This is a genomic window from Achromobacter mucicolens (genome assembly GCF_029866465.1).
Taxonomy (GTDB): Bacteria; Pseudomonadota; Gammaproteobacteria; order Burkholderiales; family Burkholderiaceae_B; genus Achromobacter; species Achromobacter mucicolens.
The window spans coordinates 3,632,881-3,658,253 of the sequence record NZ_CP123364.1 but is presented as its reverse complement, the minus strand read 5'-3'; the positions used below and the strand labels follow the sequence as shown (position 1 = coordinate 3,658,253).

General features: G+C 65.9%; 18 protein-coding genes. 9 read left to right on the top strand and 9 right to left on the bottom strand.

All coding sequences use genetic code 11. From position 1 onward, the window contains the following. Nucleotides 1–52: 52 nt before the first annotated feature. From QEP15_RS16720 to QEP15_RS16700, 5 genes are all read left to right on the top strand, one after another. Entirely contained in the window at nt 53–2,290 is a 2,238-nt protein-coding gene (locus QEP15_RS16720) for an ABC transporter substrate-binding protein (protein WP_056323755.1), read from the top strand. Continuing rightward, complete coding sequence (locus QEP15_RS16715) at nt 2,287–3,264, top strand: ABC transporter permease (RefSeq protein ID WP_056323758.1); 978 nt, start codon at nt 2,287–2,289, stop codon at nt 3,262–3,264. The genes QEP15_RS16720 and QEP15_RS16715 overlap by 4 nt, the downstream gene beginning before the upstream one ends. 5 nt (nt 3,265–3,269) lie before the next feature. Then, the gene (locus QEP15_RS16710; protein ID WP_152384952.1) at nt 3,270–4,781 is read left to right on the top strand and encodes an ABC transporter permease; all 1,512 of its coding nucleotides are present in this window, start codon (nt 3,270–3,272) and stop codon (nt 4,779–4,781) included. Continuing rightward, on the top strand, nt 4,778–6,469 hold the full coding sequence (locus QEP15_RS16705) for an ABC transporter ATP-binding protein (RefSeq protein WP_152384951.1): 1,692 nt from the start codon (nt 4,778–4,780) through the stop codon (nt 6,467–6,469). The genes QEP15_RS16710 and QEP15_RS16705 overlap by 4 nt, the downstream gene beginning before the upstream one ends. A 95-nt stretch (nt 6,470–6,564) precedes the next feature. Continuing rightward, nucleotides 6,565–7,023, top strand: coding sequence for a DUF1178 family protein (locus tag QEP15_RS16700; RefSeq protein WP_152384950.1), 459 nt, complete (start codon nt 6,565–6,567; stop codon nt 7,021–7,023). Between the two features lie 48 nt (nt 7,024–7,071). Here the strand turns inward: QEP15_RS16700 and efp are convergent, their stop codons facing one another. The 3 genes from efp to QEP15_RS16685 all read right to left on the bottom strand — a co-directional run bounded on the left by efp (nt 7,072) and on the right by QEP15_RS16685 (nt 10,083). Continuing rightward, nucleotides 7,072–7,632 (bottom strand): elongation factor P, encoded by a 561-nt coding sequence (gene efp, locus QEP15_RS16695; RefSeq protein ID WP_006225610.1) that lies wholly within the window; start codon nt 7,630–7,632, stop codon nt 7,072–7,074. A gap of 128 nt (nt 7,633–7,760) precedes the next feature. Continuing rightward, nucleotides 7,761–8,873, bottom strand: coding sequence for an elongation factor P maturation arginine rhamnosyltransferase EarP (gene earP / locus QEP15_RS16690; RefSeq protein ID WP_152384948.1), 1,113 nt, complete (start codon nt 8,871–8,873; stop codon nt 7,761–7,763). 7 nt (nt 8,874–8,880) lie between these two features. Then, on the bottom strand, nt 8,881–10,083 hold the full coding sequence (locus QEP15_RS16685) for a DUF2863 family protein (RefSeq protein ID WP_152384947.1): 1,203 nt from the start codon (nt 10,081–10,083) through the stop codon (nt 8,881–8,883). Between the two features lie 233 nt (nt 10,084–10,316). Between QEP15_RS16685 and QEP15_RS16680 the strand changes: the two genes are divergently transcribed. Further along, nucleotides 10,317–11,090, top strand: coding sequence for a DODA-type extradiol aromatic ring-opening family dioxygenase (locus tag QEP15_RS16680; RefSeq protein WP_226846342.1), 774 nt, complete (start codon nt 10,317–10,319; stop codon nt 11,088–11,090). Between the two features lie 234 nt (nt 11,091–11,324). Here the strand turns inward: QEP15_RS16680 and acnA are convergent, their stop codons facing one another. After that, entirely contained in the window at nt 11,325–14,030 is a 2,706-nt protein-coding gene (gene acnA, locus QEP15_RS16675) for an aconitate hydratase AcnA (protein WP_280147746.1), read from the bottom strand. A 249-nt stretch (nt 14,031–14,279) separates the two neighbouring features. Beyond that, nucleotides 14,280–15,188, bottom strand: a complete 909-nt coding sequence (locus tag QEP15_RS16670; RefSeq protein WP_280147745.1) for a LysR substrate-binding domain-containing protein — start codon at nt 15,186–15,188, stop codon at nt 14,280–14,282. A gap of 151 nt (nt 15,189–15,339) precedes the next feature. On the opposite strand from QEP15_RS16670, the gene QEP15_RS16665 reads away from it, so the two are divergent. Both QEP15_RS16665 and QEP15_RS16660 read left to right on the top strand, forming a co-directional pair. Next, nucleotides 15,340–16,248, top strand: coding sequence for a pirin family protein (locus QEP15_RS16665; RefSeq protein WP_280147744.1), 909 nt, complete (start codon nt 15,340–15,342; stop codon nt 16,246–16,248). 231 nt (nt 16,249–16,479) lie between these two features. Next, the gene (locus QEP15_RS16660; RefSeq protein ID WP_280147743.1) at nt 16,480–18,708 is read left to right on the top strand and encodes a TonB-dependent receptor; all 2,229 of its coding nucleotides are present in this window, start codon (nt 16,480–16,482) and stop codon (nt 18,706–18,708) included. A 193-nt stretch (nt 18,709–18,901) separates the two neighbouring features. Here the strand turns inward: QEP15_RS16660 and QEP15_RS16655 are convergent, their stop codons facing one another. The 4 genes from QEP15_RS16655 to QEP15_RS16640 all read right to left on the bottom strand — a co-directional run bounded on the left by QEP15_RS16655 (nt 18,902) and on the right by QEP15_RS16640 (nt 24,286). Beyond that, complete coding sequence (locus QEP15_RS16655) at nt 18,902–19,498, bottom strand: transglycosylase SLT domain-containing protein (protein ID WP_056323789.1); 597 nt, start codon at nt 19,496–19,498, stop codon at nt 18,902–18,904. 207 nt (nt 19,499–19,705) lie between these two features. Continuing rightward, nucleotides 19,706–22,297 (bottom strand): bifunctional aconitate hydratase 2/2-methylisocitrate dehydratase, encoded by a 2,592-nt coding sequence (acnB, locus tag QEP15_RS16650; RefSeq protein ID WP_056323792.1) that lies wholly within the window; start codon nt 22,295–22,297, stop codon nt 19,706–19,708. Nucleotides 22,298–22,530: 233 nt separating this feature from the next. Further along, complete coding sequence (locus QEP15_RS16645; RefSeq protein WP_175155881.1) at nt 22,531–23,418, bottom strand: FxLYD domain-containing protein; 888 nt, start codon at nt 23,416–23,418, stop codon at nt 22,531–22,533. Beyond that, entirely contained in the window at nt 23,408–24,286 is an 879-nt protein-coding gene (locus QEP15_RS16640; protein WP_152384941.1) for an FxLYD domain-containing protein, read from the bottom strand. Before QEP15_RS16640 ends, QEP15_RS16645 begins: the two co-directional genes overlap by 11 nt. Nucleotides 24,287–24,585: 299 nt before the next feature. On the opposite strand from QEP15_RS16640, the gene QEP15_RS16635 reads away from it, so the two are divergent. Continuing rightward, the gene (locus tag QEP15_RS16635) at nt 24,586–25,350 is read left to right on the top strand and encodes a TSUP family transporter (RefSeq protein ID WP_056323801.1); all 765 of its coding nucleotides are present in this window, start codon (nt 24,586–24,588) and stop codon (nt 25,348–25,350) included. The last annotated feature ends 23 nt before the right edge of the window (nt 25,351–25,373 follow it).

Below are 25,373 nucleotides of genomic sequence, written 5' to 3'. Positions count from 1 at the left end.
CGGGCCCCCCATTTGCTATCCTCTGTCGCTACGAAACGACGGGAAGGTTTCCATGGGTGTACTGAAGCGGCTCTGGGCGTCGGCCATGCTGCTGTCGCTGGCGTTGGCGGGCTGCTCGCAGGAAAGCCCCATCAACAGCCCCTATCCATCCGGCGCCGAAAGCCAGAACACGCTGTATTCCGCTTTCGTCAAACGCTCGCCCAAATACCTGGACCCGGCCAGCTCCTATTCCGGCGACGAGACGCCCTACACCTACAACATCTATGAGCCGCTTTACGGGTATCACTACCTGAAGCGGCCCTACGAGCTGGTGCCGCGCGCGGCGGCGTCGATCGATCCGCCGGTCTACCTGGACAAGGCGGGCAACCCGCTGCCCGAGGACGCGCCCGGCGAGCAGATCGCGCAAAGCGTCTACGACATCAAGATCCGTCCCGGCATACGCTTTGCGCCGCACCCGGCCTTTGCCCGCAAGCAGGATGGCAGCTACGCCTACTATCCGCTCGCCCCGGGCGAACTGGACGACAAGTTCTACATCCCCGATTTCCCCCTTACGGGCACCCGCGAGCTCACGGCCCACGACTACGCCTATGCCTTCCGGCGCCTGGCCAGCCCGCGGGTCGTGTCGCCCATCTATTCGCTCATGGCCGAGCACGTGCAGGGCCTGAAGGACTACGGCGACCGGCTGCGCCAGCGCGACCAGGATCTGCGGCGCGACGTGCCGGGCGGCAGCGGCACGCTGCCGTGGCTGGATCTGCGGGAGGACGACGGCTTTACGGGCGTCGAGGCGCTGGATGACCACACGCTGCGCATTCGCGTCGATGGCAAGTATCCGCAGTTCAAATACTGGCTGGCCATGACCTTCACCGCGCCCATTCCTTGGGAGGCGGACCGCTTCTACAGTCAGCCCGGCATGGCCGCGCACGACCTGTCGCTGAATACCTGGCCGGTCGGCACCGGCCCGTACATGCTGGTCGAGTCGCTGCAGAACCGCCGCCACGTGCTGGGCCGCAACCCCAATTACCACGGCGAGCCCTATCCCTGCGAAGGCGAGCCCGGCGACAAGGCCGCCGGCCTGCTGGCAGACTGCGGCAAGCCCACGCCCTTCATCGACCGCGCCGAGTTCAGCGTCGAAAAAGAAGCCATTCCGCTGACCGGCAAGTTCATGCAGGGCTATTACGACGTGCCGCAGATCGAGCGCGGCGAATACGGCGTGGCGATGCTGGTGGCGGCCGGCGACAGCCAGGACAAGGCCCGCAAATATCAGGAACACGGCATCAAGCTGCCCACCACGGTCGAGACCGCGAACTGGTACATGGGGTTTAACTGGCTGGATCCGGTGGTGGGCAAGGGCGACACGCCCGAACAACAGGAGCGCAACCGCAAGCTGCGCCAGGCGATCAGCATTGCCTTCGACTGGGAAGAATACGTGGCCGTGTTCGAGAACAGCCAGGCGTCCGTCGCATACGGCCCGGTGCCGCCCGGCGTGCTGGGCTATCGCGACCCGCCCGAAGGCATCAATCCGGTGGTGTATGACCTGGTCGATGGCAAGCCCGTGCGCAAGTCCATCGACGTGGCCAAGCGGCTGCTGGCCGAGGCGGGCTACCCCGATGGCCGCAACGCGCAGACGGGCGCGCCGCTGGTGCTGTATTTCGACTCGATGAGCGGCGGCGGGTCCAACCCGCAGTTCGACTGGATGCGGCGCCAATTGGCCAAGATCGGCGTGCAGCTCGACGTGCGCGCCACCGACTACAACCGCTTCCAGGACAAGATGCTGCGCGGCGCCGCGCAGATCTTCCTGTGGGGCTGGAACGCCGACTACCCCGACGCCGAAAACTTCCTCTTCCTGCTCTACGGCCCGAACGCCAAGGCCAAGGGCGGCGGCGAAAACGCGGCCAACTACGCCAGCCCCGAGTTCGACAAACTGTTCGAGCAGATGAAATTCCTGGACGACGGCCCCGAAAAGGCCGAACTGATCGCCCAGATGATCGCCGTCGTCCAGCGCGATGCGCCGTGGATGTTCGGCTACTTCCCGATGTCGGGCGGGGCCTACCAGCAGTGGGTCGGCAACGCCAAGCCCACGCAGATGGTGCGCAACACGCTGCAGTACATGAAGATCGATCCGGCCTTGCGCCAGCAGAAGATCGACGAATGGAATTCGCCCATCTGGTGGCCCATCGGCGTTTTCATTCTGCTGCTGGCGCTGGCGATCTGGCCTTCGTACGTGGCGCTCAAGCGGCGTGAACGCCAGACGGCATTCGTGCCGCCCGAACGCAAGGAGCATCAATCATGATCGGCTATGTGATCCGCCGGCTGCTGTATGGCGTGCTGATTCTGATCGGCGTCAATCTCTTTACCTTCATCCTGTTCTTCGCCGTGAACACGCCGGACGACATGGCGCGGCTGGCCATCGGCGGACAGCGTGTCAGCCAGGACGCCGTCGAAAAATGGAAGGCCGAGCGCGGCTACGACAAGCCGCTCTTCTTCAATGCCCAGGCCCAGGGCACGGCACAGTTGACGGACACGGTGTTCTACCGGCGCTCGGTGCCGCTGCTGGTCATGGACTTTGGCGCCTCCGACGGCGGCCGCGACATCGGCCGCGAGATCAAGACGCGCATGGGGCCCAGCCTGGCGCTGGCGGTGCCCACGTTCTTTCTGGGCCTGTTCGCCAGCATCGTGTTTTCGCTCACGCTGGTGTACTTTCGGGCGACGCGGCTGGATTTCTGGGGCGTCGTGCTGTGCGTGATGCTGCTGTCGATATCCAGCCTGTTCTACATCATTGCGGGCCAATGGCTGTTCGCCAAGCTCTTGCGGCTGGTGCCGTTCTCGGGCTATTCGGGCGGCCTGGACGTGATCAAGTTCCTGGCGCTGCCGGTGCTGGTGGCGATCGTCTCGCGGTTGGGGCCGGAGGCGCGCTTTTACCGCACGCTGTTTCTTGAAGAAATCGGCAAGGATTACGTGCGCACCGCGCGTTCCAAGGGGCTGGCCGAACGCGTGGTGCTGTTCCGCCATGTGCTGCGCAACGCGATGCTGCCCATCCTGACCAGCACCGTCGCCGCGCTGCCGCTGCTGTTCATGGGCAGCCTGATCGCCGAGTCGTTCTTCGGCATTCCCGGCCTGGGCAGCTACACCATCGACGCCATCAATGCGCAGGATTTCTCGATCGTGCGCGCCATGGTGTTCCTGGGCGCGGCCCTGTACATCGTGGGACTGATCCTGGCCGACATTTCCTACACGCTGGCCGATCCCCGCGTGCGTTTCGAGTAGCCGCCATGCCCAAGTTCGTCTTTCTCTGGACCGATATCGCGCTGTGGCTGATGGTGGCCGGCGCGCTGGCCTATGTGTGGCACGTGCGCCGCAGTCCCAACCTGCGCGCCACCTGGGCACGCGTGGCGCGCGATACCCCCGCCATGTGCTCGGCCGTCATTCTGGTCGCGTTTTCGGTGATCGGCCTGCTGGATTCCGTGCACTACCGTCCGCTGCTGCCGCCCGCGCCGGGCGCGGCCGCCGATGCCCCGCCGGTGTATGCGCCGGCGGTGCGGTCGGCGCTGGACGGCCTGTTGGCCGGCACCGTGCTGACCCGCCCCGAAAAAACCTATTCCGAGCCGCTGGCCGCGCATCAGTTCACCAAAGAGACCATGCTGATCGACGACAAGCCGGTGCGCGACTTTCCGCGGCTGCGCGGCGCCGCGCTGCACCTGACCGATCCGGAGAAGGAACGCGGGGGCGACATCGCCATGCGGCTGGGTTGGGGCCTGGCCGCCGGGCTGGCCGTGGCGCTGGCGGGCGCGGTCCTCTTGTTCGCGTGCCTGGCGCGCGCCACCGGGTCGGCGTCCCACGCCGCCGAGGAACTGCTGGCCGGCCGGGCCGACATCCCGTGGCGCGCCATGACGATCACCTTTGCGCTGTTGTGCCTGGCCGTGGGCGCGCTGGCCGGCCTGTCCAGCGGCTACCACGCGCTGGGCACCGACCGCATCGGCAACGACGTGCTGTGGCAGGCGCTGAAAAGCATCCGCACGGCGCTCGTCATCGGCAGCCTCACCACGCTGGCGATGCTGCCGCCCGCCATCGTCTTCGGCATCGCGGCCGGGTATTTCAAGGGCAAGGTCGACGACGCCATCCAATACCTCTACACCACCATCACGTCGATTCCCGGCGTGCTGCTGGTGGCCGCCTGCGCGCTGATGATGCAGGTCTACATAGACAACCATTCCGATCTCTTCGACACGTCCGCCGCGCGCGCCGACCTTCGGCTGTTCCTCTTGTGCATGATTCTTGGGCTGACGGGCTGGGCGGGGCTGTGCCGCCTGCTGCGCGCCGAGACCCTCAAGCTGCGCGAGCTGGAATACGTGCAGGCCGCGCGCGCGTTTGGGGTTTCGCACTGGCGCGTCATGACGCGCCACCTGCTGCCCAACGTCGCGCATCTGGTGCTGATCACCGTGGTGCTGGAATTCTCGGGGCTCGTTCTGTATGAAGCCGTGCTGTCCTATCTGGGCATCGGCGTGGATCCCAGCATGAATTCCTTCGGCTCGATGATCGACGGCGCGCGGCTGGAAATGTCGCGCGATCCCATGATCTGGTGGAACCTGATGACCGCTTTCATCTTCATGCTGGCGCTGGTGCTGGCCGCCAACCTGTTTGCGGACGCGGTGCGCGATGCCTTCGATCCGCGCACGCGCCGCTACAAGCCCAGCCGCCTCGCGCGCCTGGGCTTTATGGGCCGCCGTCCGGAAGCCATGCTGGCGGCCGACGGCCGCGCCTCCAAGACCGGGGAGGCGCCATGAGCGAAGGCACCCCTTTGCTGACCGTGCAGGGCCTGGATGTCGACGTCGCGGGCGAAGCCGGCATCACCCACGCGGTCAAGCGCCTGGCGCTGGCCATCTCCCAACGCGAGACCTTCGCGCTGGTGGGCGAATCGGGCTGCGGCAAGAGCATGACCGCGCTGGCGCTTTTGCGGCTGCTGCCGGATGCCGGACGCATCGTGGGCGGGCAGATCGACCTGGACGGCGAAGACCTCAACCGCCTGCCCGAGAGCGCCATGCGCGGCGTGCGCGGCGGACGCATCGGCATCATCTTCCAGGAACCCGCCACCAGCCTGAATCCGGTCATGCGGGTGGGCGACCAGATCATCGAAACGCTGACCGCGCACACGCCCCTGCGCGGGGCGGCTGCGCGCGCGCGGGCCATCGACTGGCTGCGCCGGGTCGGCATCCCCGAGCCCGAGCGCCGCATCGACGACTATCCCTTCCAGTTTTCCGGCGGCCAGAAGCAGCGCGTCATGATCGCCATCGCACTGGCGGCCGAGCCGCTGCTGCTGATCGCGGACGAGCCCACCACTGCGCTGGACGTGACGGTGCAGGCGCAGGTGCTGGACCTGCTGGCCACCATCCAGCAGGAAATGGGCATGGCCGTGCTGCTAATCACGCATGACCTGGCCGTGGTCAAGAACGTGGCGCACCACGTCGCCTTGATGCGCGGCGGCGAGATCGTCGAGAGCGCCAGCGCCGAGGAATTCTTCCGCGCGCCGCGTCATCCCTACGCCAAACAGCTCTTCGAAGCCATCCCCACGTTCGACAAGCGCGGCGTGCCGCTGACCGAACACGGTCGCGCCGCGGCCGCGCAGGAGCGCGCGCGGGGCGAACCGGCCAAGGCCGGCGGCGTGGTGCTGGACGTGCAGGACCTGAAAGTTCATTACCCGGTGCGCAAGGGGCCGCTGCGCCGCATCGTGTCGTGGGTCAAGGCCGTGGACGGCGTGACCTTCACCTTGCGCGCGGGCGAAACCCTGGCCCTGCTGGGCGAGTCCGGCTGCGGCAAGACCACCACCGGCAAGGCGCTGCTGCGGCTGATCGACGGCGCGCGGGTGTCGGGCCGCGCCATGCTGCAAGGCCAGGACCTGCTGACCGCCGACCGGCGCCAGTTGCAGCGCCTGCGCCAGGACATCCAGATCGTGTTCCAGGACCCGTATGCGTCGCTGGACCCGCGCATGCGCATCGGCGAGATCCTGGACGAGGGGCTGGCGTCGCTCAAGCGCGGCATGAGCCGTCCGGACCGCGAGAAGCACGCCGCGCAGCTCATCGAGCGGGTCGGGTTGCCGGCCAACACGCTGACGCGTTATCCGCACGAGTTCTCGGGCGGGCAGCGCCAGCGCATCGCGATTGCCCGCGCGCTGGCCGTCGAACCCAAGGTGCTGATCTGCGACGAGCCCACATCGGCGCTGGACGTGTCGGTGCAGGCACAGATCCTGGACCTGCTGCGCGAACTGCAGGCCGAACTGGGCATCGCCTATCTGTTCATCACCCACAATTTCGGGGTGGTCGAATACCTGGCGGATCGCATCGCGGTCATGGACAAGGGCCGCATCGTCGAACTGGGACAGGCCGAGGCGGTGTTGCTGGCGCCGCGCCAGGAAGTCACCCGCCGCCTCTTGGCCGCGGTGCCGCGCCTGCACTTCGGGCCGCCCGAAGCGGCCTGATCCGGTCATCAAGGCGTCCCGACAGAAGTGGGGACGTCTTGCAGCGCTGGCCGATCAAATCTTGTATTCTGCGTGCGGAACTCCATATACCCGCCATGGCACTGAAAGTTTTTGACCTCGAGTGCGACCACAGCCACATTTTTGAAGGCTGGTTCGGTTCGCACGAAGACTACGATGCGCAGCAGGCGCGTGGCCTCGTCACGTGTCCGGTCTGCGGGTCGGCCACCATCACCAAGCGCCTGTCCGCGCCCCGCCTGAACGTCGCGCACCTGCATGCGCCTGCCGCTCAGCCCCTGGTGCCGCCCGGCGCGTCCGACGCCGAAAAGATGGCCGCCCTGCAGGCCGCCGTCATGCGTCAGGTCCGGGCGCTGGTGCGCAGCACTGAAAACGTCGGCCCGCGCTTTGCCGAAGAAGCGCGCCGCATCCACGAAGGCGATGCCGACGACCGCCCGATCCGCGGCACCGCCACCGTCGAAGAACGCGCAGCCCTCGCCGAAGACGGCATTGAAGTCATGGCCGTGCCCGACTTCCTGGACGACGAACGGCTGCAGTAATAAAAAAAGCCAGACCGCGAGGTCTGGCTTTTTTGACGCTGGGCCGGATCAGTTGTTGACGCGGCTGCGGTATTCGTTCGTGCGGGTGTCGATTTCGATCTTGTCGCCGATGGCGCAGAACAGCGGCACGTTCAGTTCGTAGCCGGTGTTGATCTTGGCCGGCTTGGTCACCTTGCCCGACGTATCGCCACGGACGGCGGGTTCGGTGTAGGTGATTTCGCGCACGAGCGTGGTGGGCAGTTCAACCGAGATGGCGCGGCCGTCGTAGAAGACCACTTCCACGGGCATCGCTTCTTCCAGGTAGTTCAGGGCGTCGCCCATGCTTTCGGCTTCGATTTCGTACTGGTTGTACTCTTCGTCCATGAAGACGTACATCGGGTCGCCGAAGTAGGAATACGTGCATTCCTTGCGATCCAGTTGAACGACTTCGAACTTTTCGTCGGCCTTGTAGACCGATTCGCTGGCCGAGGCGGTCAGCAGGTTCTTGAACTTCAGCTTGACGACGGCGGCGTTACGGCCCGACTTGTTGTATTCGGCCTTCTGGACCACGAGGGGATCCTTGCCGACCATGACCACGTTGCCGACTCGCAATTCCTGAGCGGTTTTCATCGATAAAACTCCGGGGGTGATGGGTGCACTCGCCGTGCTTGCATAAGCCGCATCAGGCTTTTGCACACCCCGGGAGGCGTCATAGTTGAGGCCCGACACATTCAGGGCGACTCAGAAAACTCTCTATTCTAGCGTTTCTTGGCCAACTCTGCGCAAAATGCGGCCAGATTTTCCGCCAGACCGGGTAGCGCGGACTGGCTGGCGTTCCAGGCGTGCGCCGCGTCCACCCATGCCGGCCAGGCGTCGGGCGCCAGCGCGGCCGTGATGGCCGGGGCCGTGCGGCCTGGTTCGGACTGGTTCCAGGCGCGGATCAGCGCGTGAGCGGACTCGGGGGCCGGATAGCGCGCCAGCCAGGCCTCGAGTTTTTCCAGATGGACGTTTTCGTCCTGCGGATAGATCTGCCAGACCAGCGGGCGCGCGGCCCAGGCGGCGCGCACGAAGGAATCTTCGCCGCGCACGAAATTGAGGTCGGCGCACCACAGCAGGCGGTCGTAATCGGGCTGGGCAAGAAAGGGCAGGCGGACGACGCGTGGCGATCCTGCAGTCTGGCAGGCGGCTTCCAGCGCCGGCGCGACGCCTTGCGGAACCAGCAGCACGGTCGGACGCGCATCGGCCGCCAACGCCTGCGCCAGTTCACCCGCCGGCGCGGACGGGTAGCAGAACAGGGACACGGTACGGGCGCCATCGCGCCGCAGGGCCAGCGCATCGTCCGGCACCCCGGCCGATCGCAGGAAGGCCTCCTGCAAGCCGGCCGACCCTTGCAGCGCTTCGCGTTCCGCGGCCAGGGCCGGCTCGCGCAGCAGGCCGCCGGTGGCGGCAGTGAAGCCGGGGAAGAAAAAGTGCTTCACCAGACCGTCCGGCCGCTGCGACGGCAGGCCGTGGCAGCTTTCGACCCAGGCTTCGGCGCTCAGGTATTCCAGGTTGATCCAGACGGGATGGGTGCGGCGCATGGACGCGATGAATGCCTCGGGCGGGTCGCACGCGAACGCTTCGATCACGACGTCGCGCGCCTGCAGCGCGGCGTCGGGCGTTTCCCGCCAGTGCACGATGTCGACGCCTGCCAGTTGCTGGCGCGCGGCGCCCGGCACGATGCCGGGCTGGATGTGCGCGAAACTGGCCAGGTCATCGACCCACAGGCGGACATCCCAGTGGAAATCGCGCGCAAGCTGGCGCGCCAGGCGCCAGCACACGCCGATGTCGCCGTAGTTGTCGACGACCCGGCAGAAGATGTCCGCTTGCATGGCAGGCCTAGTGGAACTGGGCGGGCGCGGCCTCGGCGTCCTCGGGCAGCTCGGCGTGCACCAGTTCGCCCAGGGGATTGGGGAAGTAGGGCGCGCCGCAGTCCTCGCAGTATTCGGGCGGCAGCACGCCGGGGATGCGGCGCACGTCGGTCACGCCGTATTCCTTCAGCAGCGCCGCGATCTCGTCGACCACGTCGGGCTGGCCCTCGTCCATGACCAGGTCTTCCTCGCGGCCGTACAGCGGCCAGACGCAGCCGTAGTACACGTCGTTGCTGTTGCGCGCGGTAAAGCCGATGCGGTATTCGTCGATGCGGCCTTCGCCGCAGCCGGCCACGACGGCCCGCAATTGCGCGGCTTCGAGGTTGACGGCGCCTTCGAGCCAGCTGACCGCCGCGCGCAGCGACAGCGGACGAACCTGGCGATCAGCTTCGCGATTGCTGACGTAGTAGGCATCGGGCAGCAGGGCTTCAAAACCGCAGCCGGGCAGCAGCGCGGCCAGGGTGGGCTGCGCTTGCGCCGCCCATTGCGCCAGGCACGCATCGCGGCTGGCGTCGGCATCGCCCACGTGTTCCTGCCAGCGGAAGATCGGCTCGCCCTCGGGCACGGCCACCGTGCCGACGATGTAGCGCGTGTCGGCCAGCATGTTGGCCGTTTCGGTGTCGGTATTGAGCGCCGGCTTGGTGGTTTCGGCGCCCAGCGCTTGTGCGCCCAGGCGTTGCAGCCACTGCCAGGTCTCGGAGAACGTGCGCGGCATCTGGTCCACGCTGACCAGCATGGGCATCAGCGCGGTGCGCGCGTTGCTGGAAAGGACGTGCCCATGAAGCTGCGCCAGCAGGGCCTGCTGCGCGCTGGCGGAAATCGGGCCGGTCGGAATGGCATAGCGGGTCCAGGCGACGATGGGCGCGACGATCAGCAGCACGTCGTACCGAACGCCGTTTTTCTCGATCTTCATCGATTCGGACAGGGTTTCGGCCTGTTCGATCAGGACCTCGTAGGCGCCCACGTCGCTTTGGGCAAGGTGGTCCAGCGCCGCTTCAAGCGGCGCATCCTGACCGGCCTTGAGCAGCTTCGGGATCGCTTCGCCAAGCTGGGTCTCCCAAAAGACGTCTTCGACGCGGCTGCCCGAGCGATTCAGCGACTGGGCAAGCGCGACCAGCCGGGTGGCGTCACGGGTCATGCGGGGAGCGGATTGGCTGCGGGATCGGGCCATAACTTCGGGGGACGTCCATTCAGTGTGTAACGACGTAGTTTAACGCCCGCCACTCGCGGCGGGGGCGCGAGGTTCGCCCTGCGCCGGCCGCCGCCGCCGGGGCGGCCGGCAGTATCTGCAAGATGACGGATTGATGCCGATCGGGCAACAGATAATCCCCATGAAGGGGGTTTATTGCGCATTTGAATCGGCTGACAATGTGAGCATCGTTAATTGCTTCTGGAGGCATCGCCATGCGTTGGCCTACGCTTTTCGTTTCCCACGGTTCTCCCATGCTGGCCGTCGAGCCCGGCCGGACCGGCCCCGCGCTGGCCGATTGGAGCGCCGCGCAGGGCCGCAAGCCGCGCGGCATTCTGGTGGTTTCGCCGCACTGGATGGGCGAAGGCCTGGCGCTGTCGACCCGTGACCAGCAGGTTGCCTGGCACGATTTTGGCGGATTCCCGGCCGAGCTCTATGCGCTGCAATACGCCGCGCCCGGATCGCCCGAACTGGCCGCGCGCGTGCAGGCGCTGCTGGCGGAATCGGGCATCACCGCCGACCGCGATCCGCGCCGTCCGCTGGACCACGGCGCCTGGGTGCCGCTGCGCTATCTGTATCCCGACGTGGACGTGCCCGTCGTGCAACTGTCGCTGGACATGGGCCGCGACGCGGCCGGGCAGATGGAACTGGGCCGCGCGCTGACGCGCCTGCGCGACGAAGATATCCTGATCATCGGCTCGGGGTCGCTGACGCACAACCTGCGCCATGTCCGCATGCCGCAGAACGCGCCCGCGGCGGACTATGTGCCGGGATTTCAAGCGTGGTACGCAGACAAGCTGGCGCACCACGACGTGCCCGCGCTGCTGGACTGGCAGGCGCAGGCGCCCGGCGCGATGCAGGCGCACCCGCACGACGACCACCTGATGCCGCTGTACGTGGCGCTGGGCGCGGGCGGAGAAAAGGCAAAGCGCCTGAACGACGAAGTGTCGTATGGCGCGCTGGCGATGGACGCCTATCAGTTCGATTAAAGATGACCAGGTGTCTGACACCCGCTGAAAAATAGCGGCAAGCCCAAGACCATCTCCGGGGGGTGTCAGACACCTGCCGATTCATGGCGCAGGGCCAATGAAAAACGCCCCGGAACCGCAAGGTCCCGGGGCGTTCTGCAGAAGAATTGCCGCCCCGCCGCCCGGCCGCCCGAAGGCGGGGCCGCCCCCTTGGGGGGCAGCAAGCGAGCGAAGCAAGTGCGGCGTGGGGGCCTTTTACGCCGCCAGCAGTTGGCGCAACACGAACGGCAGGATGCCGCCGTGCTGGTAGTAATCCACCTCGATCGGCGTATCGATACGCAGCAGCACGGTCACGTCCTGCTTGGAACCGTCCTTGCGCGTGATCGTCAGCGTCACGTCCTGCATCGGCTTGATGCCGTTTTCCAGGCCGGAGATGTCGTACGTTTCTTCACCCGTGATGCCCAGCGATTGCACGCTGTCGTTGCCCTTGAACTGCAGGGGCAGCACGCCCATGCCCACCAGGTTGCTGCGGTGGATGCGTTCGAAGCTGCGGGTGATGACCGCCTTGACGCCCAGCAGCTGGGTGCCCTTGGCGGCCCAGTCGCGCGACGAGCCGGTGCCGTACTCTTCGCCGCCGAACACCACGGTGGGCGTGCCGGCTGCGACGTACTTCATGGCGGCGTCATAGATCGACATCTGTTCGCCGGTGGGCTGGAACAGCGTTTCGCCGCCTTCGAAGCGGCTGCCGTCGGGCAGCGCCGGAATCATGAGGTTCTTGATCCGCACGTTGGCGAACGTGCCGCGCATCATGATTTCGTGGTTGCCGCGGCGCGAGCCGTAGCTGTTGAAGTCGGCCTTCATGACGCCGTGTTCCTTCAGCCACTTGCCCGCGGGCGAGCTTTCCTTGATGGAACCGGCGGGCGAGATGTGGTCGGTGGTGACCGAATCGCCAAACACCCCCAGCGCGCGCGCACCCATGACCGTGGGCATCGCGCCCGGGGTCATGCCGAAGCCCTCGAAGAAGGGCGGTTCGGCAATGTAGGTGGAATCGGGCCAGTTGTAGGTGTCGCCGGTGACGCCCTTGATGTTTTCCCAGAGCTTGCCGGGATTGCTCTTGACCTGGCCGTAGTTGGCTTCGAAGGCCTCCGGGTCCAGCGCGTACTTGAGCAGCGCGTCGATTTCCTCGGTGGTCGGCCAGATGTTGCCCAGCCACACGTCGCCGTTCTTGCCGCGGCCCACGGGCTCGGTCATCAGGTCGCGCGTCACGGTGCCGGCCAGCGCATAGGCCACGACCAGCGGGGGCGAGGCCAGGAAGTTGGCCTTGATGTTCGGGTGAATGCGCGCCTCGAAGTTGCGGTTGCCCGAGAGCACGGCCGAACACACCAGGTCGTTGCTGGTGATGGCTTCGTTCAAGTCCGGGGTCAGGTCGCCGGCGTTGCCGATGCAGGTCGTGCAGCCGTAGGCGGCCACGTCGAACCCGAGCTTTTCCAGGTAGGGCAAGAGGCCCGTCTTGGTCAGGTATTCAGTGACGACGCGGGATCCGGGGGCGAGCGAGGTCTTGATGTGCTTGGGCACGGTCAGGCCGGCTTCCACTGCCTTCTTGGCCAACAGGCCCGCCGCCAGCAGCACGCTGGGGTTGGACGTGTTGGTGCAGGACGTGATGGCCGCGATCAGGATGTCGCCGTTCTTGATCTTGGTGCCGGCGCTGGTCGTGAAGGTCTGGTCGAGCTTTTCGGCGGGCTGGTTGAAGCCGTTTTCGGCCACCGGCTTGGAGAACAGGTCGATGAACGTGTTCTTGACGTTGCCGATCTCGATGCGGTCTTGCGGGCGCTTCGGGCCCGCCAGCGACGGCGCGACGGTGGACAGGTCCAGCGTCAGCAGCTTGGTGAAATTGATGTCCTTGGACGCGGGCACGCCGAACATCTTCTGCGCTTTGAAATAGGCCTCGAAGGCGGCGATTTCCTCTTCGGTGCGGCCGGTGCCGCGGAAATAGTCGATGGTGCGTTCGTCGACTGGGAAAAAGCCCATGGTGGCCCCGTATTCCGGCGCCATGTTGCCGATGGTGGCGCGTTCGGCCACGGTCAGGCTGGCGGTGCCTTCGCCGCAGAATTCGACGAACTTGCCCACCACCTTTTCACGGCGGAGCATTTCAGTGATGGTCAGCACCAGGTCGGTGGCGGTGACGCCGCCGCGCAGCTGGCCCTTGAGCTCGACGCCCACCACGTCTGGCGTCAGGAAGTACACGGGCTGGCCCAGCATGCCGGCTTCGGCCTCGATGCCGCCCACGCCCCAGCCGACCACGCCGATGCCGTTGATCATCGTGGTGTGGCTGTCGGTGCCCACCAGCGAGTCGGGGTAAAAGACGTTGTTTTTCTTGTCCTGGTGCACGCCGCGCGCCAGGTATTCCAGGTTGACCTGGTGAACGATGCCAAAGCCCGGGGGCACGACGCCAAAGGTGTCGAACGCCTGCATGCCCCACTTCATGAACTGGTAGCGCTCTTGATTGCGCTTGAACTCCAGCTTCATGTTCAGGTCCAGCGCGTTCTTGGTGCCGAAGTAGTCGATCATGACCGAGTGGTCCACCACCAGGTCCACGGGCACCAGGGGCTCGATGCTCTTGGGGCTCTTGCCCATCTTGTCGGCAACCGAACGCATGGCGGCGATATCGGCCAGCAGCGGCACGCCGGTGAAGTCCTGCAGCACGACGCGGGCGACCACAAACGGAATTTCATCTTCGCGCTTGGCGTTGGCTTGCCAGTTGGCCAGCTGACGGACGTGTTCTTCGGTGACCTTCTTGCCGTCGCAGTTGCGCAGCACGGATTCCAGCACGATGCGGATGGAGACCGGCAGCCGCTGCACATCGATGCCAAGCGACTTGCCCAGCGCCGGCAGCGAATAGAACTGACAGGACTTGTTGCCGATCTTGAAATTCTTGAGTGTGTCTAGGGTGTTGTGCGGCATGATGGACTCCGTGGTTTTGCCCAGGCTGAAGGCGGCATTTTCAGGCGTTTCGGCGAGTTTGTCATTGTCTCTTGGACAAGTTTGCCGAGGGTCTATATCTTGGTTTGTGTCTTATATCTTATATAAGACTTGAACGGCACGTCAAAGTTCCGGCCCCGTATCGCGCCAGACCGGTTCGGATTCGGCGAAACCCTTACTTTGGCGGACGCACGCCAAGCCTGCAAGGCCCTGTGCTCCGGAAGGCGCGCTTCAGGTCAGGTACGCGGGCAATTCAGCCGCCGTGAATTCAAGAAAGCGCTTCAAGGCCAGCGGCTCGCCGCAACGTGCCGGCATGACGGCGTAGATGCGGGCGGGCGCGGGCGTCCAGTCGGGCAGGAGACGCGCCAGCCGGCCTTGATCGAGATCGTCGCCGCACAGATAGCGCGGCACCAGCGCCAGACCCAGGCCCGCCACCGCCATGGCGCGCAGCGTGTCCATATTGCTGCTCAGGCTGCGGGGCTGGAATTCCACCGCTTCCATTTCGCCGCCCGGGCCGGTCAAGCGCCAGGTGTGCAGGCCGTCCTGCGTGCCGTGGGCAAGCAGGGGCAGGGTGGCCAGGTCGCGCGGGTGACGCGGCGGGGATTTGGCCATCGCCGGGCTGCACACCAACGCCATCGGCACGGCGGAGATTTCGATCGCATTCAACCGGGCGTCGGTCAGCGACGATGACTGGGCGCGAAAGCCCAGGTCGTACCCTTCGCCGACCAGGTCGATGATCTGGTCGCGCGTGTCCAGCAGCACGCGCACGCGGGGGTGCTCCGCGCAAAAGCGGGCGACCAGGCCGCTCAGAATCCGGGTCGCAAGCGGCGAGGGCGCGGTGATGCGCAGCATCCCGGCGGGCGCATCGCCCATGGACGCGGCCAGGTCGAAGACACTGCGCGCTTCGCGGGCCAGCGCTTTGGCGTGGGCATGAATCTGTTCGCCCATCGGGGTGAGCGACACGCGCCGCGTATTGCGCTGAAGCAGCCGCACGCCCAGGCGCGCTTCCAGCTCGGCGACTCGGCGGCTCAGCTTGGAACGTTGCATATTCAACACACGTGCGGCCGCCGAGAAGCCGCCTTTTTCAACGACTTCGCTGAAAAGCAGCAGGTCTTCAAGGCGGTGAGCGTAGTTAGGCATACAGCGTTTTGATAGGAGAATTCGGAATATTGGCTGGCATTGTCCTGACAGCCGGGACAATTATTCCTGAAATTGGCCCCTACTGTCCGGCGGTCCGAACTCATAAGCTGTCGCGGCAATACATGTTCAGCAACCAGCAAGGCAGCATTTTTTGACTCTTCACCTTAGCGCCGTCGTTCCGGGTTCCAGCCGCTACATGGGCGACGCCTGCACCATCCGCCAGTTTCGCCATACCGATTTCTCGCGATGCATCTCGCCCGTGGTGCTGGTGGATCACTTCGTCATGACCGGGCCAACCTTCGAACCGCATACGCACGCGGGCATCAGCGCCGCGACCCTGATGCTGGAAGACAGCACCGGCGTCATGCAAAGCCTGGACGGCATCGAGAACAACCAGGACATTCACGCGGGCGACCTGCACTGGACGCAGGCCGGGCGCGGCATCGTGCACGCGCAGCGGCCAGTAGGCGAGGCCCGGCTGCATGGCCTGCAGATCTTCATCGATCATCCGGCGCACCTGAAATCCTTGCCGCCCATGACCTCGATGCTGCGCGCCGCGGACATGCCTGCCATCCAGGCGCCTTCGGGCAAGGTCCGGGTCGTGTCCGGCAGCTTCGGGGGGCTGGAGTCGCCCTTGCGCACGCCCGAACCGTTGCTGATCCTGGACGGCTGGCTACGGCCCGGCGCAACCACCCTGGTGCCCATGCCGCCCGGCTGGAACGCCTGGTTTTACGCCATCCAGGGCGACCTGGGCGTGCGCGCCAGGCATTGCAGCAAGGGGGCGGGGCCGCTGCCCAAGGTGGCGGGCGGCGATCCGGACTTTGCGGTCGTGCCCGCCGGCAGCGCCGCGGTAGCGGGCGCCACGCGGGACGGTGAAGAAGGGGTCCTGTTGCTGATGGCCGGCAAGAAGCCCGTGCATTTCGTGCTGGTGGCGGGATCGGCGGTGGGGGAAGTGCGGCAGCAGGGCGACGCGGCGTTGCCCGACGCGGACGGGCCGCTTGCCGAGGCGTTGGCGGCGTATGGGGAAACCGAACCGGCCGATGCGCTGACGACCTGCTGAATCGTTGCGGAATATGTTGCTTGGCTGCAACACCGAGCCTCAATTCTGTTTGAGAGAATCAATGAGAACGATTCTCTTTTGTTAACATCGTCGCGGTCAGACCTCAAGACCCCAATCGCGAATGTGCTTGGATGGCGCCGGTCACCCCGGATAGCCACGCGATTCGAATCGGGTTTTTGCGGATCTCCCCACCGCAACGCGGACCCGCTTCCGCTTTACCAGCGCCCCGATATGAAAATCAGAACTCTCGCTTGCATGGCCGCCGCCTTGCCGTGCTTTGGCGCCGTCCACGCCCAGACCGCTCCCCAGACCGCTCCTCAGACCCAGCCCGCCTCCACCAGCGGCTCCGTGACCTCGATGGACGCCATCCGGGTCGAGGCCAGTGCAGACGCCTCGGCAGGCGGTCTGTCTGCGCCGTTCGCGGGCGGGCAGGTGGCCCGCGGCGGCCGTGTCGGCATCCTCGGCACCGAGGACTTCATGAACACGCCGTTCAGCGTCACCAGCTACACCAACGAGCTGATCCAGGACCGCCAGGCCAAGAGCGTGGGCGACGTGCTGCAGAACGACTCGGGCGTGCGCGTGGCGCGCGGTTTTGGCAACTTCCAGGAGTCTTACTTCATTCGCGGCTTCATTCTGAGTTCGGATGATGTTGCCTACAACGGCCTGTACAGCCTGCTGCCCCGGCAATACATCGCCACGGAGCTCTTCGAGCGCGTGGAAGTGCTGCGCGGGGCGACAGCCTTCTTGACCGGTGCGACGCCCGGTGGCGGCGGTATCGGCGGCGTCATCAACCTGGTGCCCAAGCGCGCGCCGAACGAGCCGTTGACGCGGGTTACGACGGGTGTTTCCAGCGGCGGCCAGTTCCAGTTGTCCACCGACATTGCCCGCCGCTTCGGCCCGGACGACAGCACCGGCATCCGCTTGAACGCGGCGCAGCGTAGCGGCGACACGGCCATCGACGACGAACATAGCCGCACCAGCGTGGTCTCCTTGGGCCTGGACTGGCGGTCCGCCGACACGCGCCTGTCCGCCGACATCGGCTGGCAGGAAAACAAGCTCAAGCGCCCGCGCCCCAACGTGACGCTGGGCGCCGGCGTCACGACCGTGCCCGATGCGCCGGACGCCAGCTCCAACTACGCGCAGCCGTGGACGTATTCCAACGAGCGCGACGTCTTCGGCACGCTCCGCGCGGAACATGACTTCAGCGACAAGCTGACGGCGTACGGCGCGTTCGGCATGCGTCGCAGCGACGAAGCCAACTCCCTGGGCAACATCACGCTTACCAACGGCAGCACCGGCGCCGGCAACTTCTACCGCTTCGACAACACGCGTGAAGACAGCGTCAACACGGGCGAAATCGGCCTGCGCGGCAAGTTGCGCACGGGTCCCGTGGGGCACGAGTTCGTCGTGTCGGCGTCGTGGTTCGATCTGAAGAAAAAGAACGCGTACGTGATGGACTTCCGCAACACGTTCCCCACGAACATTTACGATCCCATCTCGTACGACAAGCCTGCCTTCAGCGCCGGCGCGCTGCGCGGCAATGATCTGGACAACCCCGCGCTGCAGGGCCGTACCCGCCTGAGCAGTTACGCCATCGGCGACACGATGTCCTTTCTGGACGACAAGGTGCTGTTCACGGCCGGCATCCGCCATCAGCGCATGTCGCAGCGCGATTACGCGTACAACACCGGCAACGAAAGCGGCGCCTACGACGCCAGCCACAATTCGCCCGCCTTCGGTCTGGTGGTCAAGGTTGCGCCCAGCGTATCGCTGTATGCCAACTACATCGAAGCCCTGGTTGCCGGCCCGACCGCGCCCGCAACCGCAGGCGGCCGCCCGGTGCCGAACGTGGGCCAGAGCCTGCCGCCCTTCGTGTCCAAGCAGAAGGAAGTAGGCGTGAAGTACGAAGGCGACAGCCTGGGTGGCGGCCTGGCGTTCTTCTCGACGGAAAAGCCGCGCGCGGCCTACAACGCCGCCAACGAGCTGACCAATTCAGGCAAGGACCGCCACCAAGGCGTCGAGCTGACCGTATTCGGCGAACCCGTGCGCAGCGTGCGCCTGCTGGGCGGCCTGACCTGGCTCGACGCCAAGCAGGTGTCGACGGGCAACGCCTCGCTGAACGGCAACCGCGTGATCGGCGTGCCGCGCTTCCAGGCCAACATGGGCGTGGAATGGGACATCCCGGGCGTCGAAGGCTTGGCCGTCGACGGCCGCGTGGTCTACACCGGCTCGTCGTATGCCGATGACGCCAACACGCTCAAGGTTCCGGGCTGGACGCGCTTTGACGCCGGCCTGCGCTACATGATGGACGTGGACGGCCACGTCCTGACGCTGCGCGCCCGCGTGGACAACATCGCCAACCGCAACTACTGGTCGTCGGTGGGCGGCTATCCGGGCAATGGCTACCTCGTCCTGGGCGGCCCGCGCACGTTCTCGCTGTCGGCCAGCATGGACTTCTGATCGCGGCGGGCGACCGCCCACGCAGAAAAAATCCCGGCCCGCCGGGATTTTTTTTCGTTCATGCAGCGCGAGGCGGGTTGACGGTGTCTGACACCCCGGGGAGATGATCTTCAGCCTGCGGTGACGTCTCAGCGGGTGTCAGACACCGGGGCAATTCAGCGGGTCTCAGACACCCAGGCGATTCAGCGGCCCTTCACCAAAACCAGCCGCCCCGCGACAGGCTCGATTCGCAGCTCTTGTACTGCGCCGTGAACTTCTCGGCGCGCGCCTGCACTTTCTGCGAGACGGTTTTCAACCATGCCTTGCGGTCGTAACTGCGGTTGCGGTAGCCGGTCCAGCCCTCGTGGTAGTTCAGATACTGCCCATACGCATCCCACTTCGAGATGCCGTTGATACGCTGCGTCTTGTTCATGTACCAGCCCATGAAGTCCAGCGCGTCGGCGAAGTTGTCGCGGCTGGAGGTCCAGCCGCCCGCTTCGCGTTTGTAGTCGGCCCAGGTCTCGTCCTTGGCCTGCGCATAACCGTACGCCGAGCTCACGCGGCCCCACGGGATGAAGCCCAGGAAGTAGTAGCGCGGCGGCAGCGCGTCGTGCTTGAAGGAAGACTCCTGGTACATCATCGCGATCGGCACCGGCACCGGGGCGCCCCATTTCTTCTGCACCTCCAGCGCCGCGTCGTGCCATTCCGGCTTCTCGCGGAAGATTGCGCAGATGTTGTCGGGATTCGAGGGCGGCGCGGTGGCGCAGCCGGCTAGCGTCAGCAACAGCGTCGGCGGCAATAGCCGGATCATTGGCAGGCTTCCTCCAGGAAAAATGCGCCGGGGCTTTCCCGGCGATGGCGGCCGACGTCTCACCGGCATGCCTGGATTGTATTGAAACGTTTCGTTATACAGGCTGCCTGCTGATCCCAATCGCTCGGACAAAGGCAAAAAAAAACGGCCCCGGGCGATTGCACGGGGCCGTTGTTCAGGCCGCGAGGCCTGGCTGGGGGATCAGGATCAGACCTCGATCACGTCCGCCACGTCCTTGTAGTCGGGGATCTTGTCGAAGTTCAGGTACTGGTAGATCTGGTCGCCGCTCTTGTTGATGACGCCCATGTCGGCCATGTACTCGTCCTTGGTCGGGATGCGGCCAAGCTTCGAGCAGATCGCGGCCAGTTCGGCCGAGCCCAGATACACGTTGGTGTTCTTGCCCAGGCGGTTCGGGAAGTTGCGGGTGCTGGTCGACATGACCGTCGCGCCTTCGCGGACCTGCGCCTGGTTGCCCATGCACAGCGAGCAGCCCGGCATTTCGGTGCGGGCGCCGGCCGTGCCGAACACGCCGTAGTGGCCTTCCTCGGTCAGTTGCGTGGCGTCCATCTTGGTCGGAGGAGCGACCCACAGCTTGACCGGGATGTCGCGCTTGCCTTCCAGCAGCTTGGACGCCGCGCGGAAGTGGCCGATGTTGGTCATGCAGCTGCCGATGAACACTTCGTCGATCTTGGCGCCGGCGACTTCCGACAGCGTCTTCACGTCGTCGGGGTCGTTCGGGCAGGCGACGATGGGTTCATGCACGTCGGCCAGGTCGATCTCGATGACCGCGGCGTATTCGGCGTCGGCATCCGGCTCCAGCAGCTTGGGGTCGGCCAGCCAGGCTTCCATCGCCTTGATGCGGCGGCCCAGCGTGCGCTCGTCTTCGTAGCCGTTGGCGATCATCCACTTGAGCATCACGATGTTGCTGTTGATGTACTCGATGATCGGTTCCTTGTTCAGGCGCACCGAGCAGCCGGCGGCCGAACGTTCGGCAGAAGCGTCCGACAGTTCAAAGGCTTGTTCGACCTTCAGGTCGGGCAGGCCTTCGATTTCCAGGATGCGGCCGGAGAAGATGTTCTTCTTGCCTTGCTTGGCAACCGTCAGCAGACCTTGCTTGATGGCGTACAGCGGAATGGCGTTGACCAGGTCGCGCAGGGTGACGCCGGGCTGCAGCTTGCCCTTGAAGCGCACCAGCACCGATTCCGGCATGTCCAGCGGCATGACGCCCGTGGCGGCGGCAAAGGCCACCAGGCCCGAGCCGGCCGGGAACGAGATACCGATGGGAAAGCGCGTGTGCGAGTCGCCGCCGGTGCCGACGGTGTCGGGCAGCAGCATGCGGTTCAGCCACGAGTGGATGACGCCGTCGCCCGGACGCAGCGACACGCCGCCACGGGTGCTGATGAATTCCGGCAGCGTGTGGTGCGTCTTGACGTCCACGGGCTTGGGGTACGCGGCGGTGTGGCAGAACGACTGCATCACCAGGTCGGACGAGAAGCCCAGGCAGGCCAGGTCCTTCAGTTCGTCGCGGGTCATGGGGCCGGTGGTGTCCTGGCTGCCGACCGAGGTCATCTTCGGTTCGCAGTAGGTGCCCGGACGAATGCCGCGGCCTTCCGGCAGACCGCAGGCGCGGCCGACCATCTTCTGGGCCAGCGTGAAGCCGCGGCCGGAGTCGACCGGATCCTTGGGCAGGCGGAACAGCGTCGAGGGCGGCAGACCCAGGGCTTCACGGGCCTTGGCGGTCAGGCCGCGGCCGATGATCAGCGGAATGCGGCCGCCGGCGCGCACTTCGTCGAACAGCACGTCGGACTTGACTTCGAATTCGGCGATGACCTCACCGTTCTTGATCGCCTTGCCTTCGTAGGGGCGCAGCTCGACCACGTCGCCCATTTCCATCTTGGACACGTCCAGCTCGATCGGCAGGGCGCCGGCGTCTTCCATCGTGTTGTAGAAGATCGGGGCGATCTTGTTGCCCAGGCACACGCCGCCAAAGCGCTTGTTCGGCACGAAGGGGATGTCTTCGCCCGTGAACCACAGCACCGAGTTGGTGGCCGACTTGCGCGACGAACCCGTGCCGACCACGTCGCCCACGTAGGCGACCAGGTGGCCCTTTTCCTTCAGGGATTCGATGAACTTGACCGGGCCGCGCTTGCCGTCTTCTTCCGGCTCGAACGCGGCGCCGTCGCGCTTGTTCTTGAGCATCGCCAGGGCGTGCATCGGGATGTCGGGGCGGGTGGTGGCGTCGGGGGCGGGCGACAGGTCGTCGGTGTTGGTTTCGCCCGGGACCTTGAAGACCGTGATGGTCAGGCTTTCCGGCAGTTCCGGACGGCTGGTAAACCATTCGGCATCGGCCCAGCTTTGCATCACGGACTTGGCGTTGGCGTTGCCCTTGTCGGCCTTTTCCTTCACGTCGTGGAAGGCGTCGAACATCAACAGGGTCTTCTTGAGCGCATCGGCGGCGATGGTGCCGATTTCCGCATCATCCAGCAGGTCGACCAGCGGGCCAATGTTGTAGCCGCCGAGCATCGTGCCCAGCAGTTGCGTCGCCTTGGCACGGCTGATCAGCGCACAAGCTTCCTTGCCCAGGGCCACGGCGGCCAGATAGGAGGCTTTGACCTTGGCGGCGTCGTCCACGCCGGCCGGCACGCGGTGCGTCAGCAGCTCGACCAGATTCTGCTCCTCGCCAGCGGGCGGATTCTTCAGCAGTTCGATCAGTTCAGCGGTTTGTTTGGCCGTAAGGGGCAGCGGGGGAATCCCCAGAGCCGCGCGTTCGGCAACGTGTTGGCGGTAAGTATCCAGCATGTGAGGCCTGCTCAAAGTCGGGTTGGAAGAAGGGTTGTCGGCCGGAATTGTAGAAGCAAGTGGGGGCAGGTAGCAAATGTCTTATATCTTATATAAGACTTGACCCGATAGCCTGTTGCTCGGCGGCGACGTCCGGGAGGGCGGGGCGGCGCTGACCGGCGGATATCAGGCCAGGCGCCATGAAAAAGGGCGGCCGCATGGCCGCCCCGGGGAAACGTCTTTCAGTCGGGAGATCAGGGCGCGGTGGCGTCGTAGACCACCCCGACCCGGGTGAAATTGCCGCCGTACTGCTTGACCTCGACCTCGAAGGGCGCGCTGTCGCCAGGCGGCAGGCGCGGCACGCGCAATTCCTTGAAGGTGGCGCCGGTAAGCTGGTCCTGGGCATCGTACAGGCTGACCCAGACGCGCACCTTCTCGACCTCGCGCTCGCTGTCGTTGCGCACCCGGCCATGCACCGTCACGTACTTGTAACGGAAGCGGTAGGTGAAGTTCAGCGTGCCGGTGCCAATGGCGGCTTCGGTGTTTTCCACGGTCACGGCAAGCTGCGGCCGCGGGCCGGGCAGGGCGGCGCGCTTGGCGGGCAGCCAGTTCGTCTTGACCTCGGAAAAGCGTTCCACGCGACCGGTCAGCGCCACGGGCACGCGCTCGCCGGGATACAGATACGCCGGCAGGCTCCAGGACTGGCGCAGATCGAGCGGGCGCGAACCGTCGAACACCGCGATCTCGGCGCGCGGCGACAGCGCCACGTATTCCTTGCTGGTGTTGACCAGTTCCGCATACAGCACGGGCCGTTCGATCTCGTCGAGCAGGCGGCGCGGCGCCGACAGCTTCAGCGCCCCGGCGTCGAACAGCGCGAAGTCCGGGTCCAGCAATTCCTCGGTGGTCAGACGGACATGGTCGATCACCCGCGTGTTGGCCGGGCTGACGCGCACGATGCGGCTGGCGGGCGGTTCGGCCGCGGCCGGCGCGGCCTTGGCGGCGGTTTGCGCGGGGGGCTGGCTGCGCGGCCCGAGGGCGGTGAACTTCCAGGCGGCGTAGGCGCCCGCCGCAAACAGGATCAGCGCCAGCGCGGCCAGGGCCGGTCGCGTCAGGCGCCGGGAGGGGGAGCGATCAGCTTTCACTTTGCACCATGTAATCGTAGGCGGCGACCTCGCCGTCGCGCAGCATCTCGCAGCGCACGTCAAAGGACGTCAACGCATCCGGGGCCAGCGGGCTGGCGGTGGCGTAGCCGTTGCCGGTGCCGATCAGCCTGCCGTCGGCGCCGTACAGCATGACCGTGATCTGCGTGCTGCTGACCGGCTGGACGCCCTGGTTGCGGATCAGGCCAACCAGTCGGTAGGTGCCGTCGTTGCGGACGAGCTGCACCTTGCTGGCGGCCACGTCGTTGTTCTTGCCACGCGCCGGCGACGGCGTGGCAACCTGCAGGTCATAGCGGCTGAACGCCTTGTCCGGCGCCGAGATCTTCAGGGGCGTGTATTCCCCCGGTTGCAGCGAGCGCGCGGGCGCCGAGCCCGACACGGTGGCCAGCGACAGGTCGCCCTGGAAGAACGATGCCGACACACGCGGCACGTCGATCTTGCGGCCCGTTTCGTTGCGCACGATCATGACGAGTTCGGTGCGCCCGCGAGTCTTGATTTCCTGCACGTCGGTCAGCTTGACCAGCGAAGCGTCGATGGGCGGCTCGGCAATGCGGGTGGGCGCGGATGACGGGCGCGAACCCAGCGTGGAGACGACCAGGGGGACGATCACCGCGGCCAGGACCGCCACCGAGATCGCCACGAGCGCCACGGGCTTGATGGGCGCCGGCTGAGGCTTCTGGATGTTGCGCAGGATTTTTTCCAGGCGCTGCGCCACGTTGTCCTCGACCAGCGTGACGGCGTGGCAGTGGCTGCACTGGTATTCGTTGGTGTCCAGCTTGGTGAACTGGGCGCTGCCGCAGGTGGAGCAGGTCAGCGTCACCGTATTGATGGTGGTCTGTTTGGGCGTCATTCTCGGTACGCAGGCCCGCGCGATCCAGGTCGGGGTGGCGGGCGGCAGGGGATAGCCGGGCGGCAAGGATAGCGGTCGCGCGGCGTGCCCGGGGTGCATGAGCGCATCAGATTGTGACCAACTGTGTGCATTCGGCGCGGCGGGGGCCGGATCACCGCGTTTCCCCGGTGCTATCATTCCCGCCGAAAAGCATTAGCCCGTTAACTCGTTAACCTGTTACCACGCCGTTTCCCGTCGATCCGCTCACTGCCGCCCTGGCGCGCAGCCGGGCAGAGCCGAGGTCTGGCTCCACCCGTCGCATGAGCATCGATCAACACCTGCTGTTTTTGGCCTGCGTGGCGCTTGCCACCTATGCCCAGACGATGACGGGCTTTGCGTTTGGGCTGGTGCTGCTGGGCCTGTCGGGCGTGTTTCAGCTGGCCTCGGTCGCCGAGGTCGCCAACGTGGTCAGCGTGCTGTCGCTGGTCAACGCAGGTGTCACGTTGCTGCGCGCCAGACCGCAGGTGAACTGGTCCCTGCTGACGCCCGCCGCGGTCAGCAGCCTGGCCGGCGTGGGGGTGGGCGTGGCCGCGCTGACGTGGATCAGCGGATCCATGGCGGTGCTGTTGCAACTGCTGCTTGGCGTCACCATCCTGGCCTGCGCCATCTTGCTGGTGACGCGCACCCAGCCGCTGGCGCAGTTGTCATCGCGCACGTCCAGCGTGTTTTTCGGCGGGGTGTCGGGCGTGCTGGGCGGCCTGTTTTCCAGCGCCGGTCCGCCCATGGTCTATCACCTGTACCGCCAGCCGCTGCCGCTGGCCACCATCCGCAACAGCCTCTTGATCCTCTTTTCCCTCAACGCCACGGTGCGGCTTGCGCTCGTGACCGGACAGGGCGCCTTCATGGCGTCATCGTTCTGGATGAGCGTGCAGGCGCTGCCGGTCGTGATTGGCGTGACGTGGTTCGCGCGCCGCTACAGCACCGAGAATTCGATGAAGACGGTCAAGCGCATGGTGTTCGTGCTGCTGCTGGCCGCCGGCCTGGGCCTGATCGTCCCCGCGTCGAGAATGTTGGCGGCCGGCTAGGTGCGGCCGGCTAGGCGCGGCCG

What these genes read in the sequence shown, in the direction of transcription:
- QEP15_RS16680 (WP_226846342.1), top strand. Translation starts at nt 10,317, where the DNA reads ATGCGTTGGCCTACGCTTTTCGTTTCCCACGGTTCTCCCATGCTGGCC.
- acnA (WP_280147746.1), bottom strand. Translation starts at nt 14,030, where the DNA reads ATGCCGCACAACACCCTAGACACACTCAAGAATTTCAAGATCGGCAAC.
- acnB (WP_056323792.1), bottom strand. Translation starts at nt 22,297, where the DNA reads ATGCTGGATACTTACCGCCAACACGTTGCCGAACGCGCGGCTCTGGGG.
- QEP15_RS16710 (WP_152384952.1), top strand. Translation starts at nt 3,270, where the DNA reads ATGCCCAAGTTCGTCTTTCTCTGGACCGATATCGCGCTGTGGCTGATG.
- QEP15_RS16720 (WP_056323755.1), top strand. Translation starts at nt 53, where the DNA reads ATGGGTGTACTGAAGCGGCTCTGGGCGTCGGCCATGCTGCTGTCGCTG.
- QEP15_RS16640 (WP_152384941.1), bottom strand. Translation starts at nt 24,286, where the DNA reads ATGACGCCCAAACAGACCACCATCAATACGGTGACGCTGACCTGCTCC.
- QEP15_RS16700 (WP_152384950.1), top strand. Translation starts at nt 6,565, where the DNA reads ATGGCACTGAAAGTTTTTGACCTCGAGTGCGACCACAGCCACATTTTT.
- QEP15_RS16635 (WP_056323801.1), top strand. Translation starts at nt 24,586, where the DNA reads ATGAGCATCGATCAACACCTGCTGTTTTTGGCCTGCGTGGCGCTTGCC.
- efp (WP_006225610.1), bottom strand. Translation starts at nt 7,632, where the DNA reads ATGAAAACCGCTCAGGAATTGCGAGTCGGCAACGTGGTCATGGTCGGC.
- QEP15_RS16705 (WP_152384951.1), top strand. Translation starts at nt 4,778, where the DNA reads ATGAGCGAAGGCACCCCTTTGCTGACCGTGCAGGGCCTGGATGTCGAC.
- QEP15_RS16715 (WP_056323758.1), top strand. Translation starts at nt 2,287, where the DNA reads ATGATCGGCTATGTGATCCGCCGGCTGCTGTATGGCGTGCTGATTCTG.
- QEP15_RS16670 (WP_280147745.1), bottom strand. Translation starts at nt 15,188, where the DNA reads ATGCCTAACTACGCTCACCGCCTTGAAGACCTGCTGCTTTTCAGCGAA.
- earP (WP_152384948.1), bottom strand. Translation starts at nt 8,873, where the DNA reads ATGCAAGCGGACATCTTCTGCCGGGTCGTCGACAACTACGGCGACATC.
- QEP15_RS16685 (WP_152384947.1), bottom strand. Translation starts at nt 10,083, where the DNA reads ATGGCCCGATCCCGCAGCCAATCCGCTCCCCGCATGACCCGTGACGCC.
- QEP15_RS16660 (WP_280147743.1), top strand. Translation starts at nt 16,480, where the DNA reads ATGAAAATCAGAACTCTCGCTTGCATGGCCGCCGCCTTGCCGTGCTTT.
- QEP15_RS16655 (WP_056323789.1), bottom strand. Translation starts at nt 19,498, where the DNA reads ATGATCCGGCTATTGCCGCCGACGCTGTTGCTGACGCTAGCCGGCTGC.